The organism is Curtobacterium sp. L6-1 (assembly GCF_018885305.1).
Taxonomy (GTDB): Bacteria; Actinomycetota; Actinomycetes; order Actinomycetales; family Microbacteriaceae; genus Curtobacterium; species Curtobacterium aetherium.
Window position 1 is genome coordinate 2,450,792 of sequence record NZ_CP076544.1, and the last position, 15,663, is coordinate 2,466,454.

Consider the following 15,663-nt stretch of genomic DNA (forward strand, 5'->3'; position numbering starts at 1 on the left):
CTACTTCAGCGGGTCGTTGCCCCAGTTCATGAGCGAGTACCGCCACGGGGTGTCCGTGACGTCCCCGGACGGCTCCTGCTCCGAGTGGCGTGCCACGTAGCCGACGACCTTCTTCATGTGCGCGTAGTCGTCGTCCGTCAGGTCGCCCTGCTTCTTCTGCAGGATCGACACGATGTGCCGGCCGGACTCGTGCCCCGTCGACTCGGACGCGCCGCCCTTCTTCTGCCCGACGGACTTCGACTCGTCGGTGTCGAGCCACTTCTCGAGCTGGGACGCGGTCATGTTCACCGCGTCGTGGAAGTCGTCCCGGATCTGCTTCTCGTCCTCAGCCATGTCGGACATCTTGCGCCGCACGACTGCACGGTCGTACGGTGAGCCGTACCCCGTCGTCACCACGGGGCTGCGGTGCGGGACGACCGGCCGACAGCACGGGTGACGGCCACGGGGCCTCCCCGACGGAAACGGCCCGGCATTGCGCGAGACCACCGGCACTGCGCCGCAGCAGCAGCTGTCCCTGCGCTGACCCCGTGACCTCGCCCGCCGATCGGTGGGACCGCCGCCCTCGCGGCTGACGGAGTCGTGCGCCCGCACGTCATCCCGGAGGCTCCCGCATGCCCACCAGTCCGTCCGTCGTCCTGCACGACGTCTCCTTCTCCTGGCCCGACGGCTCCGTCGCGCTGACCCACCTCACCGCCGCGTTCGGACGCGGCCGCACCGCTCTCGTCGGTCGGAACGGTGCCGGCAAGTCCACGCTCGTCCGGCTCGTCACCGGTGAGCTGACGCCCACCGCGGGCTCGGTCTCGACGACGGGACCCGTGGACCACCTGCCGCAGCGGCTCGTGGGAGCCGGCCCGGGCCTCCCGTCCGGTGCGGACGCCCCCGGTGCCGGGGCGCCACCCGGCTCCGGCCCGGCGGTACGACGCGGCCTGGAGGCACGACCCACCACCCGACGGACGGTCGCCGACCTGCTCGGTGTCGGTCCGCAGGTCCGGGCGCTCCGCGCCGTCCTGGCCGGCGACGCCACGGCGGCCGACCTCGACGCGGTGGGCGACGCCTGGGACGTCGAGGACCGGGCGGGCGCTGCGCTGGCGACCCTCGACCTCGGCCCGGGTGGCGCGCTCGACGCCGACGACCTCGACCGGCCCGCCGACACGCTCTCCGGCGGCCAGGCCGTGCTGGTCGCGGTCGCCGGCATCCGGCTCCGCGGTCGGCCGATCGCGCTCCTCGACGAGCCGACGAACAACCTGGACCGCCGTGCCCGTGCCGCGCTGCTCGCGATGGTGGACGCCTGGCGCGGGACCCTGGTGGTGGTGAGCCACGACCGGGCGCTCCTGGAGCACGTCGACGAGGTGGTGGAGCTGCGCGACGGGACGCTCACCGTGTTCGGTGGGACGTTCTCGGCGTTCGAGGAGCACCTCGCCGTGCAGCAGGCCGCCGTCGCGCGCGAGGTCCGCGTCGCCGAGCAGCGGCACCGGACCGAACAGCGGCAGCGCATCGAGGCGGAGACGTCGATCGCGCGCCGGGCGAGGGCCGGGGCGGCCTCCGCGTCGTCGGTGCCGAAGATCCTGGCGAACGAGCGGCGGAAGCAGGCCGAGGCGACCGCCGGGCGACTCCGCTCCGGGCACGCCTCCGCCGAGGCGGCAGCCCTGGCGACGGCCCGGGAGGCCGCCCGTCGGGTGCGCGACGACGAGGACCTGCACGTCACGTTGCCCGACCCCGGGGTGGCGGCGTCCCGTCGGATCGCGACGATCACCGTCCGGGGTCGGTCGACCGTCGTGCAGGGACCCGAGCGGATCGCCGTCGTCGGGGACAACGGCGTCGGCAAGACCACGTTGCTCGAGCACCTGGTCGGACTGCCGGACGCACGGGAACACCCGCTGCCCGACACGACCGCCGTGCCGCACACCGATCGGATCGGCCACCTCCCGCAGCAGAAGGACACGCTCGACGACGACGCGACCGTCCTCGACTCGGTGCGGCGGGCCGCCCCGGACGTGCCCGTCCCCGAGCTGCGGAACCGGCTCGCGCGACTGCTCGTCCGCGGCGACACGGTCGACCGGGCGGTGCGCACGCTGTCCGGCGGGGAGCGGTTCCGCGTCGCGCTGGCCGGGCTCGTGCTCGCCGACCCGCCGCCGCACCTGCTGGTGCTCGACGAGCCGACGAACGACCTCGACCTGGCGAGCGTCGACCGCCTCGTGTCGGCACTCCGGGCGTTCCGCGGAGCGCTCGTCGTCGTCAGCCACGACGAGGCGTTCCTCGACGCCCTCGACCTGGACGGGCGGGTGGAGCTCGGGTGAGGTCAGCGCCGCCGGGACGGTCGGATGGACAGCACCTCGACCGTGCCGCGCTCGGGCAGGTCGACCACGGTGCGCACCGCGTCGGCGACGTCCTCGGGTGCCAGGTAGTAGTCGGTGTCGTAGTCCTCGCCGAGCTTCTCGGTGAGGGCGCGCTGCATGTCCGAGTCGGTGCGGCCCGGGTGCACGCTCGACACCCGCACGCCGTTCGCCCGCTCCTCTTCCCGCAGGGCGTCGGTGAGGGCCCGGAGCGCGAACTTCGACGCCGCGTAGACACCACCGCCGGGGCCGGCGGTGAAGCCCGACCCGCTGTTGATCGTCACGACGATGCCTCGGGCGGCGCGGAGCCCGGGCAGCGCGACCCGGGTCAGTTCCGCGACCCCGAAGACGTTCGTGGCGAAGACGGCCTCCCACGTGTCGCGCGGGGTGTCCGCGACGCGGGTGCCCTGCTCGACGCCGGCGGAGTGCACCAGGACGTCGATCCACGTCGGCACGGCGGGCACGTCCCCGGCGCCGAGGTCGCCGACGAACGGCTCCGCGCTCGGCAGCGCCGCAACGACGGCGGCGACCGCGTCGGCGTCGCGGCCACCGACCAACACGTGGTGCGTCCGGCCGAGGTCGGCCGCGATCGCGCGGCCGATGCCGCGGGTCGCGCCGGTCACGAGCGCGACCGGACGGTCGCTGGCGGCTGCGGAGACGGGGACGGGAGGCTCGGTGTCGGTCACGCAGGCCAGCCTACGGAACCGTCACCGAGCCTCCCGGCCGGTGTCGCGCGCGCGCGCGTCGTGCGGGGCGGGGGTCAGTCGTCCTTGGTCTCGCCCGCGCTCTGACGGATGCGGATGCCCTGCAGGACGTCCTCGGCGCGCTTCTCGTCCTGCTTCTCGATCTGGCGGGTGTCACGCTCGGGGAGCTGGATGTCCTCCTCCGCCTTCATGCCGGCCTGCAGCTCGCGACCGCGCTCGATCTCGGCGTCGAACTCGGCACCGAACAGCAGCGCGTTGTTCGTGATCCAGATCCACAGCAGGAAGATGATCACACCACCGAGCGAGCCGTAGGTGGCGTTGTAGTTCGAGAAGTTGCCGACGTAGAAGCCGAAGCCGACGCTCGCGATGATCCAGATGAGCAGCGCCAGGATCGACCCTCCGCTGACCCAGGTGAACTTCGGCTGCTTGACGTTCGGCGACCAGTAGTAGAGCACGGCGACGATGACGATCGCGATGACGAGCAGGATCGGCCACTGCACGATGAGCACGACCGTCGCCGCGGCGTCACCGAGGCCGACGAGGTCCCCGAAGGTGCGGGCGAGCGGACCGCTGACGAGCACCAGGAGGCCGAGCACGAGCAGCACGACGGTGGTGACCGTGACGCCGAGCATCGTCGGGCGGAGCTTCCAGATCGGGCGTCCTTCGCGGACGTTGTAGATGCGGTTCATCGCCCGGCCGAAGGCACCGACGTAGCCGGATGCCGACCAGAGCGCGCCGAGGAGACCGACGATGAACGTGACCGGGGCGGCGGGCGAGCGGACGAGACCCTCGACGGGGCCCTCGAGCAGCTTCGCGACGTCGGGCGACCCGATGTTGCTGACGATCTGCAGGAGGGTCTGGATCGTCTCCTTCGGGTCACCGAACAGGCCGAGGATCGACACCACGGCGAGCAGGCCCGGGAAGAGCGCGAGCACCGAGTAGTACGTCAGGCTGGCGGCCAGGTCGGTGCACTGGTCCGCGGTGAACTCGCGGAGGGTCTTCTTCAGGGTGTAGACGACCGTCGGCTTCTTCAGGTCGGTCGGTGAGTCCGGCTTGCGCGGGTCGTCCGCGGCCGGCTTCTGCGGTTCCTTCGCCATGATCAGCCCTTCGCTACCTTCGTGATCCGCTTGACGGCCCGCTTGTTCCGCTTCGCGTCCTTCTTCCGGCGCTTCTCGGCTGCCTGGCGCTCCTGGTACACGGGGTTGCCGGTCGGGTCCTTGCGCGCGAACACGGGGACACCCGTCGACTTGCCGCTCTTGCCGACCTTCACCGGCTTGAACACCGGGACGGGCGCGGGCTCACGGAGCGCAGCCATGCGCCCGGCCGGCTCGTTCCGCAGCCGTGTGCCGACGACGATCGCGGCGATGCCGGTCGCGGCCGTCATCGCGACGGCGACGAGCGGCGTCGGGTCGCGGTGCCAGCGCTGACGGGTCTTCGCGACGGCGAGACGGGTGCGCGCGGGGACGTCGGCTTTCCGCTGGAGGCGCCTCACCGTCTCGGTGAGGCGCTCACGGGTCCGCACGTTCGCGAGCTCGAGCTCGGGCAGGGAGTCGTTGGCCATGCTCCCTGAGTACACGATGCACGCCGAGCACACTCGCGGGCGCGCGGACCCGGGCCCCTCAGTCCAGGCCGGCGGTGCGGAGGAGACGGTCGACGAGCTGCGTGCGCCAGGGCACCGACGACCAGCCGTGGTCGGCTCCCTCGACCGCGGTGAACGTGCCGCCGGGCAGGAGGTCCGCGTACCGCCGGCCGTAGGCAACGGGGACGATCGTGTCGGCCGTGCCGTGCACGACCTCGGCTGGCCCGGGGTACGTGGCGGCGGGGCCCCACACGTCGAGGCCAGCCCGGACCTCGTCGACGAAGCCACGTCCCAGGGCCATGCCGCCGAAGTCGAACCAGCCGCGCTCCCGGACCGGGGCGAGCGGCTGCCCCTGGATCTCGTCCTTCCCGACGATGTCGTCCACGACGACCCCGGCGGGCGACCAGAGGGTGAGGGTGGCGACGAGCTCCGGCACCCGGGCCGCCGCGAGGACCGACTCGACGGCGCCCAGGCTGTGCGCGACGAGGTGGACGGGGCGGGTGGGTGCGGCCGGGGCGGGGCCGACGGGGGCGGCGGTCGCGAGGGCGCGGGCCATGGCGACGACCTGGTCGACCTCGTCGCCGATGGTGGTGTCGGCGAAGTCCCCGTCACTGAAGCCGTGCCCCAGGCGGGAGTACGACCGGACCGTCGCGCCAGGGGCCGCGAGCGCCCGGGCGGTCTGCACGAAGAGCTGCTGCGACCCGGTGGCGTCGCTGCCGAACCCGTGCACGAGCAGCACGCGGGTGTCGTCCGCCCGCGGGTCGTTCCACTGCCAGCCGCGCAGGGTCGCACCGCGGTGGTCGAGGGTGACCGGGCGGGGTGGGACCGCGGCGGGCGTCGGTCCGGCGTGGTCCGGTCCGGCGGCCACGTCAGTTCGTCCGGTCCGCGAAGCCGGCCGGGAGGTCGCCGGGCGCGGTGTCGATGACGGTCTCGTCGTCCGCGCCCACGTGCTCGAACAGCGTGATGTGCGCGAACTCCGGCACGACGTAGATCGGGTAGGTCGGGCCGGCGTCGCGGTACTCGCGCATGCGGTCGAGGTGGTCGTTCTGGAAGAGCACGGTCTTGCTGCCGTCGAGCTCGACCCAGTGCGGGAAGAAGATCGTGCCGTGCAGCACGCGCACCCCGGGAACGACGTTGACGACGACGCTCGTGCCGGTCGGCTCGTTCCACGACACCTTGTAGACGCCGTCGGTCAGGGCGACGAGGTCGACCTGCTGGTCCTTGACCCACCGGCCGCCGACCATGCCGGAGTGGATGCGGTAGTCGATCGTCGTGGCGTTCTTCACGTACATCTCGTACTGCCAGCCGTTGGCGTACGTGTAGATGAAGCGGTGTCCGACGATGCCGGAGAGGTCCTGCGTGGGCTCGGGGTGTTCGACGCTCGTGGTGATGTCCATACGTTGAGTTTGCTCTCGGAATGCGTTTGTTGCAATCGCTTTCCCTGCGACTACCCTGAGGGAGTGCGAACCCCCGCGAGCGACGCCGGCGACCGCAGCCCCACCGCTGCCGCCGACGACCTGCGCGACGCAGCCCGTCGGTTGAGCGCCCAGGTCGGACCGTTCCGCCGGACGCTGCTCAACGCCTCCCGGCACGAGGGCGAGCTGCCCACGATCCCGGACGCGCAGATCGAGGTGCTCCGGCGGCTCGACGAGGACGGGTGGGCCAGCCCCACCGCGCTCGGCCGCTCGCTCGGGCTCGCGCGGTCCACCGTCAGCAACCTCGTCGCCGCCGTGGAGCGCGACGGGCTGGTCGAGCGACGCCTCGCCCGCGGGGACGGCCGGAGCACCGAGGTCGGGCTCACCGACCTGGCGCGCGAGCGCCTCCGCGTGTACGACGCGGCGGCCGAGCGGGTCCTGCTGCGCGCCCTGGCCGGGCTGCCGGACGCGGACCGCGCGGCGCTGGCGGCGGCGTTGCCGGTGTTGGCGCGCCTCCAGGCCGCGATTGCGGAGCCGGACGGGGTCTGACCAGGGCGGTCGGGCCGGTTGGTCGGGCCCGCCGGTCGAGCCGGTTGGTCGGGCCCGCGGTCGGGCCGGCTGATCGGTCCCACCGGTCGGGGCCGGTTGGTCGGGCCCACCGGTCGGGTCGGTCCGACCCGGCGTGGCGGTGGTGCCGGGCCGGGACCGCGTCCAGCACCAGCGGCCTACCGTCCGCGACATGCTGTTCCGCGACGTGGCCGAGGGCATCCACCGCCTCGAGCTCGCACACACCAACACCTACCTCGTCGAGACCGGCGACCGACTGCTCGTCGTCGACGCCGGGCTGCCCGCCGTCTGGCCGCACCTGCTGCTCGCCGTGCACGACCTCGGGTACTCCCCCGACCGGGTCGAGGCCCTGCTGCTCACGCACGGGCACTTCGACCACGTCGGCACGGCCGCCCGCATGCACCGCGAGTGGGGAACGCCCGTCTACGTGCACCCGGGCGACCGCGAGCTGGCCGCACACCCGTACTCGTACCGGCCGGCGGTGAACCGGTTCGGTTTCGTCCTGACGCACCCGGGCGGGCTGCTGCCCCTCGGGTGGATGCTCGTGGCGGGTGCCGCGACGGTCGACGGCATCGACGAGGTCGAGCTCATGGAGTCGCGCGCCGACACCCCCGGAAACCCCTGGATCATCGAGACGCCCGGTCACACCGACGGGCACGTCGCGCTGCACTTCGCCGACCGGGACGCCGTCCTCGTCGGGGACGCCCTGGTCACGCTCGACCCCTACACCGGCGGGATCGGGCCTCGGATCGTGGCTCCGGCGGCGACCTCGGACGTCGAGACGGCGGTGGCGTCGCTCGACCTGCTGGTGGACACGGAGGCGCGGCACGTCCTGCCGGGGCACGGGCCGTCGTGGTCACGGGGCGTGCGTGCGGCGGTCACGCAGGCGCGGCGGGCGGCCGGCGCGGCCTGACGCGCGGGCGGGGCGGTCCGCGGGCCGCGGGCAGGCGGGCAGACGGGCGGGGGGGGGGCGGGCGGCGCTGGGGCGGCGCGGGGGTGACGCGGGGGTGGCGCGGGGGCCGAGGTCGCACGATCTGCCGTCTCCGGAGCATCCGAGCGGCAGTTCGTGCGACCTGGACACGACGCCCGCGGCACGTCGTGCGACCTCGGCGCGAGGGGCCGGGCGCGTCATGCGATCCCGGCGCCCGGGGACCCGCCGCCCAGCTGGCTCCCCCGAAGTCGCAGAATCTGCCGCCGAACCCTCCCCCGAGCGGCAGTTCGTGCGACCTCGGCGCAAGGCCCGCGGCACGTCGTGCGACCTCGGCACGAGGGGTCGGGCACGTCGTGCGATCCCGGCCCGGGGACCCGCCGCCGAGCTGGCTCTCCCGAAGTCGCAGAATCTGCCGCCGAACCCTCTCCCAAGCGGCAGTTCGTGCGACCTCGGCGCAAGGCCTGCGGCACGTCGTGTGGCCCCGGCGCGACCCCCGCGGCACGTCGTGCGACCTCGGCACGAGGGGCCGGGCTCGTCGTGCGACCTCGGCGCCCGGGGGCCCGCCGCCGAGTTGGCGCTCCCGCGGTTGCAGAATCTGCCGCTGGACGCGCCCCCGAGCGGCGGTTCGTGCGACCTCGGCGCGACGCCCGCGACACGTCGTGCGACCACCCCGGCGCGACGCCCGCGGCACGTCGTGCGACCTCGCCGCACGACGCCCCGTCCCGCCACGCCCTGCCCTGCCCTGCCCCACCCAGCACAGCCCGGCCCGGCCCGGCCCGGCAGGGTCAGTGCGTGAACGCGAACCCGATCAGGGCCATCGTCACGATGAACCCCGCCAGGTAGTTGATCCAGAGGAACCGCTTCCACCCCGCGTTCGCCGCCTCCGCCCCTGCGTCCGTGACGTTCCACCACGGCAACACGTTCAGCGCGTACGGCACGACGACGACCGCCGCGATCGGCCCCGGGAACGACGAGAACAGCAGCGCGACCCCGGCCACCAGGTACGCCACGAACGCCAGACGGACGGTCGCACGAGCCCCGATGACGGTCGCCACGGACCCGATCCCCCCGGCCCGGTCGGCGAGCACGTCCTGCACGGCGCCGAACGCGTGCGACGCGACACCCCACAGGAAGAACGCGGTGCAGACGGCGACGAGCTGCCCGGTCCACTGTCCACCGGCGAGCGCGAGCCCGTAGACGGCCGGGGACACGAAGTGCGTCGACGAGGTGAGCGAGTCGAGGAACGGCCGCTCCTTGAAGCGCAGCCCGGGCGCCGAGTAGGCGACGACGGCGAACACGCTGACCGCGAGGGCGAGCCACGACCACGGCCCGCCGAGCAGCACCAGGACGAGCAGGAACGGCACGTTGGTGACGACCACCGCCCAGAGGGTGGCCCGGTGCACGCTCTTGTCGAGCAGCGCACCCTCGACCCCGCCCTTGCGCGGGTTCCGCAGGTCGGACTCGTAGTCGAAGACGTCGTTGATCCCGTACATCGCCAGGTTGTACGGCACCAGGAAGTAGACGACGCCGACCAGGAACGCGAGCAGCGAGAACCCGCCGCCACCCTCGACGCCGACCCCGCTGCCGAGCAGGTAGGCGGCGCCGAACGGGTAGGCGGTGTTCACCCAGCTGATCGGTCGCGACGAGACGAACAGGGCGCGGAGCGTCGACGGCCTGGAGGCGCTGCGCACGGTCATGGGGTCTCCTCCGGTGTACGGGACGGCTGGTCCGGGCGATCCGACCGCGCCGGTCGGCCCGCCCGCGCCGGTCGGTCCGACCGCGCCGGTCGGTCCACCCGCGCCGGTCGAGGGCGGTCGAGCAGCACCCAGCAGCTCGGCAGGAGCAGGACGGCTCCGATCGCGTAGGCGAGGTCCTCGACGGGGAACAGCCCGACCCGTGCCCCGAGGACCAGCGCCGGGTCGTACGCGACGATCCCGAGCCCGACGATCACGTTGTTGAACACGCACGTCATCGCGAGCAGCACGATGCCGGCGACGACGCCGGTGCGTACCGCCGTCCGCCGCCCGTGTGCTGCGGCGCCCGCCGGCTCGGTCCGTCGACGGCCGGCGGCGACGACCCCGGCGAGCACCGCGACGAGCACGGCGACCCCGAGGAACGGCACCGCGAGCAGCGCGTAGGTCCCGGACCCGGTCATGCCCGGCCGTCCTCGTGGCGCGGGGTCGCGGTGCCCCGGCGGCCCAGGCGCTCCACCACCGGACGGACGGCAGCGAACAGGTCCATCGTCGTCCAGCAGAGCAGCACCAGGAAGAACAGTTCCTCGAGCGGCACGTCGGGCGCGAGCAGCACGCCGGTCAGCAGCGGGGTCGTCCCGATGAAGAAGATGCCGAGGTGCACGCCCGCGACGTCCCACGCCAGGAAGAACACCAGGCCGATCGCCATGACGGCGGCGGCGCGGAGCGGGGCGCGCCAGAAGAACAGCCGGTACCGGGCGTCGAGCACCGCGATGCCGGCGATCGACAGGACGAGGCCGGCCAGGTACAGCCCCGGCATCAGCCCGTCGTCCGGGCTGGTGCCGGTGGGGCGTCGGCGTTGCGCGTGAGCGGGGTCGGCAGCGGCTCGGTCGAGGTGTCGCCGTGGATGCGCTTGAGCAGGACCTCGGCGCTGATGAGGCACATCGGCAGCCCGATGCCCGGGATCGTCGAGGCACCGACGTAGTAGAGCCCGCCGACCTTCGTCGAAGCGTTCTTCTCACGGAAGAACGCGCTCTGCGTCAGCGTGTGCGCCGGGCCGAGCATGGAACCGCTCCACGCGTTGAGGTCGTCGGCGAAGTCCTGCGGGCCGATCGTGCGGCGGACCCGGATGCGGTCACGCAGGTCGGGCACCCCCGCGCGCTCGGCGATGACGTCGATGGCCCGGTCGGCGATCTCCTCGACCTGGCGGTCGCCCGCGCCGTCGATGCCGCCCTTGCCGATCGAGACGTCGGCGGGCAGCGGGACGAGCACGAACAGGTTGCTGGTGCCCTCGGGCGCGACGGAGTCGTCGGTGAGCGACGGCGCGCAGACGTAGATCGAGGCGGGGTCCGGGACGTGCCGGTCCTTCCCGAAGATCGCCCCGAAGTTCTCCTTCCAGTCCTCGGTGAACACCAGCGTGTGGTGCAGCAGCCCGGGGACGGGACCGTCGACGCCGAGGTAGACGAGCACGGCGGAGGGGCCGGGGTCGCGTTTCGCCCAGTGCGACGCGTCGTGCGTGCGGTGCTCCTGCTCGAGGAGCTCCATCTCGGTGTGCCGCAGGTCGGCCGCGCTGACCACGAGGTCGGCGTGCTCGACGTGCTCGACGCCGTCCTGGTCGTGCCAGGCGACGCCGGTCGCCTGCCCGCCCTCGACGACGATCCGCGAGACCGTGGCACCCGTGCTGATCGTGGCCCCCTCGGCGAGCGCCACGCGCTGCACCGCCGAGATGACCTCGGTGATGCCGCCCTTCGGGTAGAGGACGCCGTCGGCGAGGTCGAGGTGGCTCATGAGGTGGTACATGCTCGGCGCCGAGTACGGGCTCGTGCCGAGGAACACCGCCGGGTAGCCGAGGATCTGCCAGAGCCGGCGGTCCTGCACGGCGGAGGCGGCGAGCGACGACAGGGGCTGGACGAGCAGGCGCGCGAGCTTCCCCACGCGCTTGAGGACGTCGGGTGCGGCGAGCTTCGTGAGGTCCTGGAACGTCGTGTACAGGAACCGGCGCACGGCCATGTCGTACGTGTCGGCGGCGGAGTCGAGGTACTTCGCCATCCTCGCGCCGGCACCCGGCTCGATCGACTCGAACAGCGCGATGTTCTCCTCGCGCGAGGCCCGCAGGTCGATCGGCTCGTCGTGCCCCTCGGTGTAGACGCGGTACCCGGGGTCCAGCACCTGGAGGTCGAGCTGCTCGTCGGCACTCGTGCCGAGCAGCCGGAAGAAGTGGTCGAACACCTCGGGCATGAGGTACCAGCTCGGGCCGGTGTCGAACCGGAACCCGTCCTGCTCCCAGGACCCGGCGCGGCCGCCGAGCTGTGTGCGCTGCTCGAGGACGGTGACGGCGAAGCCGTCCCTCGCGAGCAGCGCTGCGGACGCGAGTCCGCTGATGCCGCCGCCGACGACGACGGCGCGGCGGACGGGGACCGTCCGGCCGGTGGTCGGTCCGGTGACCGGACGGGAGGCGCGGGTCGGGCTCATGACGAGCCTCCGGTCTGTGTGGGGGCGGGTGGTGCAGGGGTGCCGGACGTGGTGACGGCGGTGCGCGGGGGCAGGGTGCCCCGGCGGGTGAGGACGCGCGCGGCGAGCCGCGCCTTCACCGGGTTCGGGACCCGGACCCGCGAGGTGACGAGCCGGGCCGCCGGGGTGGCCGCGATGCGGTCGTTGAGCTCCTGGAACAGCGCGTGCGCGAGGGCGACGGCCGGGCGGGCGTCCTTCGGCAGGAGGGGGACGGTGACGGCGGCCCGGTCGAGGTCGTCCTGGACGTCGGCGACGAGCCGGTCCTTCGTGGCCTCGTCGAAGCTGCGCACGTCGACGCCCGGGAAGTACGAGCGCCCGAGGACCTCGAAGTCCGCGTGCAGGTCGCGGAGGAAGTTGACCTTCTGGAACGCGGCCCCGAGTGCCCGTGCGCCGTCGACGAGGACGGCGTCGTCGAACGTCGGGCGTCCGGCGCGGTACACGAAGGCGCGCAGGCACATGAGCCCGACGACCTCGGCAGAGCCGTACACGTAGGCGTCGAACGAGGCCGGGTCGTGCTCGGTCTGCTCGAGGTCCATCCGCATCGACGCGAAGAACGGGCGGGTGAGCTCGCTGCCGAACCCGACGGTGCGCGCGCTGCGGGCGAAGGCGTGCACGACGGGGTTCACCGAGAAGCCGAGGGCCATGGCGCGCTCGGTGTCCGTCTCGAGTTCGTCGAGCACGGTGCGGGCGAGCGCGGGGTCGAGACCGGCCTCGGTGGCGGGGCCGTCCACGACCTCGTCGGCGACGCGCACCAGGGCGTAGACGTTCCGGATGTGCTCGCGGGTGTCCTTCGTGAGCAGGCGGCTGGCGAGTCCGAACGAGGTCGAGTACCGGCTGATGACGACGCTCGAGGCGGCCTCGGCGGTGGCGTCGTACAGCGGGAGTCGGTTCGGGGTGGAGCTCGACGTCACCGGACGCGCTCCACGAGTTCGGTCACGAGGCCCTCGAGCCGCGAGCCGAGTCCGTACGGCAGCCCCGCGAGCTCGGCGCGCGCCAGGGCGGTGTGCTCGCGGACCCGGTCGAGGGCGGCGTCACGGGCGCCGCACTCGACGAGCAGGGCGCGGAGGCCCGCGGCGCGCTCCTCTGTGAGGTCGGGGTCGCCGAGGTACGGCGCCAGGTCGGGCCAGCAGGCGGTGGTCGCGGCGTAGGCGATGAGCATGGTGCGCTTGCCCTCGCGCAGGTCGCCGATCGCGGTCTTGCCCGTCGAGCCCTCGTTGCCGAACACCCCCAGCAGGTCGTCGACGATCTGGTACGCGATGCCGATCTCCCGCCCGAAGGCCCCGAGCGCGGCGACGACCGGTTCCGGGGCGCCGGCGAGCACGGCGCCGGACTGCAGCGGCGCCTCGAAGCTGTACACACTCGTCTTCGCGCGCTCCATCTGGAGCACCTCGTCGACGGTCGGCATCACGCCGAGCGCCAGGTCGACGTCGGCCATCTCGCCGGCGGCGCTGGCGAAGACGGCGTCGTCGAACAGGTCGAGCAGTCGGGAGCGACGGTCGCCGGTGACTCCGCTCGCCTCGATGAAGCGCGGAGCGGCGGCGAGCGCGAGGTCGCCGGCGATCACGGCCGCACTCGTCCCCCGGTGCTCGGCGGTCGGCAGGGGCAGCCCGCCGGTCGTCGCGGTGTCGCGGAAGGACCCGGCGACGTTCGGGCGGCCACGTCGGGACCAGTCGCGGTCGATGACGTCGTCGTGCACGACGAGCGCGGTGTGCAGCAGCTCGTACGCGGCGGCGACCTGCGCGGCGGCGTGGACGTCCTCACCGCCGAGCGCGGTGTACGAGGTGAGGACCATGCGGGGCCGGAAGCGCTTGCCGCCCATGCTCGCCTTGCGCAGCACACGCCAGAGTTCCTCGGACGGTCGGCCGAAGGCCTGGGCCCGGGCGCTCGACACCGTGAAGAAGCGCTCGAGGCACTCGTCCACCAGCGCGAGGTCGATGTGCGCCACGGTGGCCGCTTCCTCGGTCATTGGCCTAATCTATCGAGACAGATGAGCCTTTTCCCGGAAACCGTGGTCCTGCTGGCCGACGACCGTACCCCGATCGGCACGGCGGACAAGTTCACGGTGCACACAGACCAGACGCCCCTCCACCTCGCCTTCAGCTGCCACGTGCAGAACGCCGCCGGTGACCTCCTGGTGACCCGTCGCGCCCTCGCCAAGAAGACGTGGCCCGGCGTGTGGACGAACTCCTTCTGCGGGCACCCGGGCCCGGACGAGTCCTTCGAGGACGCGATCGCCCGCCGCGCCGACCGCGAGCTCGGCCTGACCGTGCACAGCGTCGAACTGGTGCTGCCGGACTTCCGCTACCGCGCCGTCGACGCCTCCGGGATCGTCGAGAACGAGGTCTGCCCGGTGTTCCGCGCCGTGGCCGACGCCGACCCGCAGCCTGCCGACGACGAGGTGTCCGAGTGGGTGTGGCTGTCGGAGGAGAAGCTCCGCGCTGCCGTCACCAACGCGCCCTTCGCGTTCAGCCCGTGGCTCGGGTGGCAGCTCGCCCAGGTCCCGCTCGACGCGCTCAGCGCCCGCCGCTGAGGGTCCCCGTCCGCAGCGCCCGGCGCTGAGGGTCACGGTTCGCAGCGGCCGAGGCCGCGGGTCGACGCCCGACCTGTTCACCTCCGGGTCACCCGCGGGACACCCCGCCCGCTCGACGCCCGCGCCGCGGCGGAGTACGGTGGCCGACGGCCCTGCGCAGCGCACGGCCACGGACTGACGAAGGGCAGGTGAGGCGCGATGTCGGGTGACCATCCTGCCGTGGGCCGACCGCCCGCCCCGGTCCGCGTCGCGCCCACGACCTGATCCCTCCCCCGCCGCCCGGGTCGCACCGGACGGCGTCGCGCCCGCTCGCCCTCCCGACCGAGGGAGCAGAGCATGGCACTCATCGACAACGCGGTGTACGTCGACGGACGACGGGTCGCGTCGCACCACGACCTGGCGCTCGCCGCCTCCGGTGACCTGTCGTGGATCGGCCTGCTGCGTCCCGACCCGCACGAGCTCGCGGCGGTCGCCGACGAGTTCGGCCTGCACGAGAACGCGGTCGAGGACGCCCAGAAGGGCCACCAGCGGGCGAAGCTCGAGCGGTACGGCGACACCCTCTTCGTCGTGCTCCGCCCCGCCTGGTACCGACAGGACTCGGGCACGGTGGAGTTCGGCGAGGTGCACCTGTTCGTCGGCGCGCGCTTCGTCGTGAGCGTCCGGCACGCCGAGCGTCCCGACCTGGCGTCCCTGCGCGCCCGGTGCGAAGCCGACCCGGAGTTCCTGGCGAAGGGCTCCGAGGCCGTGACGGCGGCGGTGCTCGACGAGGTCGTGGACGGCTACGGCCCGGTCGTCGAGGTGCTGCAGGACGAGATCGACGAGATCGAGGACCAGCTCTTCGCCGGACAGGTCGACCCGGGCGTGTCCAAGCGGATCTACCAGCTCCTCAGCGAGGTCCTGGCCTTCCAACGTGCCACGAAGCCGGTGCCCTCGATGGTGCGCGGGCTCCTCCGCGGCGCCGAGAAGTACGGCGTGGACGACGACGTGCAGCACCGTCTGCGGAACGTGCTCGACCACGCACTGCGGGTCACCGAGCGGGTCGACTCCTTCCGGGCGCTGCTCGAGAACGCCCTGACCCTGCACGCGACGCTCGTGTCCCAGGAGCAGAACGAGGCGATGCGCCGGATGACGAGCGCGAGCCTGGCGCAGGGCGAGGAGAGTCGACAGCTCGCCCGCGCCGCGCACCAGCAGGGCGAGGAAGTCAAGAAGATCTCGTCGTGGGCGGCGATCCTCTTCGCACCCGGGCTCATCGCCGGCGTCTACGGCATGAACTTCGACCACATGCCGGAGCTGCACTGGCGGTACGGCTACCCGGTGGCGATCGTGGCGATGCTCGCGCTGGCCGGGGTCCTCTGGGTGGTGTTCCGGAAGCGCAACTGGCTCTGACGGCCCCGGCGCGCAG

17 protein-coding genes are annotated in these 15,663 nt (G+C 73.1%); 5 read left to right on the forward strand and 12 right to left on the reverse strand.

Features of this window, described 5'->3' with window-relative positions:
• Positions 1–333 (reverse strand): DUF3140 domain-containing protein, encoded by a 333-nt coding sequence (locus tag KM842_RS11195; protein WP_216258398.1) that lies wholly within the window; start codon positions 331–333, stop codon positions 1–3.
• A gap of 278 nt (positions 334–611) precedes the next feature.
• Between KM842_RS11195 and KM842_RS11200 the strand changes: the two genes are divergently transcribed.
• Positions 612–2,297, forward strand: a complete 1,686-nt coding sequence (locus KM842_RS11200) for an ATP-binding cassette domain-containing protein (protein ID WP_216258400.1) — start codon at positions 612–614, stop codon at positions 2,295–2,297.
• 2 nt (positions 2,298–2,299) lie between these two features.
• Here KM842_RS11200 and KM842_RS11205 read toward each other — a convergent pair whose 3' ends face one another.
• From KM842_RS11205 to KM842_RS11225, 5 genes are all read right to left on the reverse strand, one after another.
• Positions 2,300–3,019, reverse strand: coding sequence for an SDR family oxidoreductase (locus tag KM842_RS11205; RefSeq protein WP_216258402.1), 720 nt, complete (start codon positions 3,017–3,019; stop codon positions 2,300–2,302).
• Between the two features lie 74 nt (positions 3,020–3,093).
• On the reverse strand, positions 3,094–4,134 hold the full coding sequence (locus tag KM842_RS11210; protein WP_216258404.1) for a YihY/virulence factor BrkB family protein: 1,041 nt from the start codon (positions 4,132–4,134) through the stop codon (positions 3,094–3,096).
• A gap of 2 nt (positions 4,135–4,136) precedes the next feature.
• The gene (locus KM842_RS11215; RefSeq protein WP_216258405.1) at positions 4,137–4,598 is read right to left on the reverse strand and encodes a hypothetical protein; all 462 of its coding nucleotides are present in this window, start codon (positions 4,596–4,598) and stop codon (positions 4,137–4,139) included.
• 58 nt (positions 4,599–4,656) lie between these two features.
• Positions 4,657–5,484 carry an alpha/beta fold hydrolase gene (locus KM842_RS11220; protein WP_216258407.1) on the reverse strand — a complete coding sequence of 276 codons (828 nt, stop codon included), beginning with the start codon at positions 5,482–5,484 and terminating at the stop codon, positions 4,657–4,659.
• 1 nt (position 5,485) lies between these two features.
• On the reverse strand, positions 5,486–6,013 hold the full coding sequence (locus tag KM842_RS11225; protein WP_301183791.1) for a phenolic acid decarboxylase: 528 nt from the start codon (positions 6,011–6,013) through the stop codon (positions 5,486–5,488).
• 63 nt (positions 6,014–6,076) lie between these two features.
• Between KM842_RS11225 and KM842_RS11230 the strand changes: the two genes are divergently transcribed.
• Both KM842_RS11230 and KM842_RS11235 read left to right on the forward strand, forming a co-directional pair.
• Positions 6,077–6,580, forward strand: a complete 504-nt coding sequence (locus KM842_RS11230) for a MarR family winged helix-turn-helix transcriptional regulator (protein WP_253206107.1) — start codon at positions 6,077–6,079, stop codon at positions 6,578–6,580.
• Positions 6,581–6,770: 190 nt separating this feature from the next.
• Positions 6,771–7,511 (forward strand): MBL fold metallo-hydrolase, encoded by a 741-nt coding sequence (locus tag KM842_RS11235; RefSeq protein WP_216258409.1) that lies wholly within the window; start codon positions 6,771–6,773, stop codon positions 7,509–7,511.
• 803 nt (positions 7,512–8,314) lie between these two features.
• Here the strand turns inward: KM842_RS11235 and KM842_RS11240 are convergent.
• From KM842_RS11240 to KM842_RS11265, 6 genes are read right to left on the reverse strand one after another with little or no spacing between them, the layout of a single operon-like run.
• Positions 8,315–9,226 carry a prenyltransferase gene (locus KM842_RS11240; RefSeq protein WP_216258411.1) on the reverse strand — a complete coding sequence of 304 codons (912 nt, stop codon included), beginning with the start codon at positions 9,224–9,226 and terminating at the stop codon, positions 8,315–8,317.
• Positions 9,223–9,684, reverse strand: a complete 462-nt coding sequence (locus KM842_RS11245) for a lycopene cyclase domain-containing protein (RefSeq protein ID WP_216258414.1) — start codon at positions 9,682–9,684, stop codon at positions 9,223–9,225. The genes KM842_RS11240 and KM842_RS11245 overlap by 4 nt, the downstream gene beginning before the upstream one ends.
• Positions 9,681–10,040 carry a lycopene cyclase domain-containing protein gene (locus tag KM842_RS11250; RefSeq protein ID WP_216258416.1) on the reverse strand — a complete coding sequence of 120 codons (360 nt, stop codon included), beginning with the start codon at positions 10,038–10,040 and terminating at the stop codon, positions 9,681–9,683. Before KM842_RS11250 ends, KM842_RS11245 begins: the two co-directional genes overlap by 4 nt.
• Positions 10,040–11,692, reverse strand: coding sequence for a phytoene desaturase family protein (gene crtI / locus KM842_RS11255; RefSeq protein ID WP_216258418.1), 1,653 nt, complete (start codon positions 11,690–11,692; stop codon positions 10,040–10,042). Before crtI ends, KM842_RS11250 begins: the two co-directional genes overlap by 1 nt.
• A complete protein-coding gene (locus KM842_RS11260; protein WP_216258420.1) occupies positions 11,689–12,642 on the reverse strand; it encodes a phytoene/squalene synthase family protein in 954 nt (317 codons plus the stop codon). Before KM842_RS11260 ends, crtI begins: the two co-directional genes overlap by 4 nt.
• Positions 12,639–13,697 (reverse strand): polyprenyl synthetase family protein, encoded by a 1,059-nt coding sequence (locus KM842_RS11265; protein ID WP_216258421.1) that lies wholly within the window; start codon positions 13,695–13,697, stop codon positions 12,639–12,641. Before KM842_RS11265 ends, KM842_RS11260 begins: the two co-directional genes overlap by 4 nt.
• Positions 13,698–13,718: 21 nt before the next feature.
• On the opposite strand from KM842_RS11265, the gene idi reads away from it, so the two are divergent.
• Together idi and KM842_RS11275 are read left to right on the forward strand one after the other, a co-directional pair.
• The gene (gene idi / locus KM842_RS11270) at positions 13,719–14,261 is read left to right on the forward strand and encodes an isopentenyl-diphosphate Delta-isomerase (protein ID WP_216258423.1); all 543 of its coding nucleotides are present in this window, start codon (positions 13,719–13,721) and stop codon (positions 14,259–14,261) included.
• A 336-nt stretch (positions 14,262–14,597) separates the two neighbouring features.
• Entirely contained in the window at positions 14,598–15,647 is a 1,050-nt protein-coding gene (locus tag KM842_RS11275; protein WP_216258425.1) for a magnesium and cobalt transport protein CorA, read from the forward strand.
• Positions 15,648–15,663: the final 16 nt, after the last annotated feature.

What these genes read in the sequence shown, in the direction of transcription:
- KM842_RS11210 (WP_216258404.1), bottom strand. Translation starts at nt 4,134, where the DNA reads ATGGCGAAGGAACCGCAGAAGCCGGCCGCGGACGACCCGCGCAAGCCG.
- KM842_RS11265 (WP_216258421.1), bottom strand. Translation starts at nt 13,697, where the DNA reads ATGACCGAGGAAGCGGCCACCGTGGCGCACATCGACCTCGCGCTGGTG.
- KM842_RS11275 (WP_216258425.1), top strand. Translation starts at nt 14,598, where the DNA reads ATGGCACTCATCGACAACGCGGTGTACGTCGACGGACGACGGGTCGCG.
- crtI (WP_216258418.1), bottom strand. Translation starts at nt 11,692, where the DNA reads ATGAGCCCGACCCGCGCCTCCCGTCCGGTCACCGGACCGACCACCGGC.
- KM842_RS11240 (WP_216258411.1), bottom strand. Translation starts at nt 9,226, where the DNA reads ATGACCGTGCGCAGCGCCTCCAGGCCGTCGACGCTCCGCGCCCTGTTC.
- KM842_RS11195 (WP_216258398.1), bottom strand. Translation starts at nt 333, where the DNA reads ATGGCTGAGGACGAGAAGCAGATCCGGGACGACTTCCACGACGCGGTG.
- KM842_RS11250 (WP_216258416.1), bottom strand. Translation starts at nt 10,040, where the DNA reads ATGCCGGGGCTGTACCTGGCCGGCCTCGTCCTGTCGATCGCCGGCATC.
- idi (WP_216258423.1), top strand. Translation starts at nt 13,719, where the DNA reads ATGAGCCTTTTCCCGGAAACCGTGGTCCTGCTGGCCGACGACCGTACC.
- KM842_RS11200 (WP_216258400.1), top strand. Translation starts at nt 612, where the DNA reads ATGCCCACCAGTCCGTCCGTCGTCCTGCACGACGTCTCCTTCTCCTGG.
- KM842_RS11215 (WP_216258405.1), bottom strand. Translation starts at nt 4,598, where the DNA reads ATGGCCAACGACTCCCTGCCCGAGCTCGAGCTCGCGAACGTGCGGACC.
- KM842_RS11245 (WP_216258414.1), bottom strand. Translation starts at nt 9,684, where the DNA reads ATGACCGGGTCCGGGACCTACGCGCTGCTCGCGGTGCCGTTCCTCGGG.
- KM842_RS11225 (WP_301183791.1), bottom strand. Translation starts at nt 6,013, where the DNA reads ATGGACATCACCACGAGCGTCGAACACCCCGAGCCCACGCAGGACCTC.
- KM842_RS11235 (WP_216258409.1), top strand. Translation starts at nt 6,771, where the DNA reads ATGCTGTTCCGCGACGTGGCCGAGGGCATCCACCGCCTCGAGCTCGCA.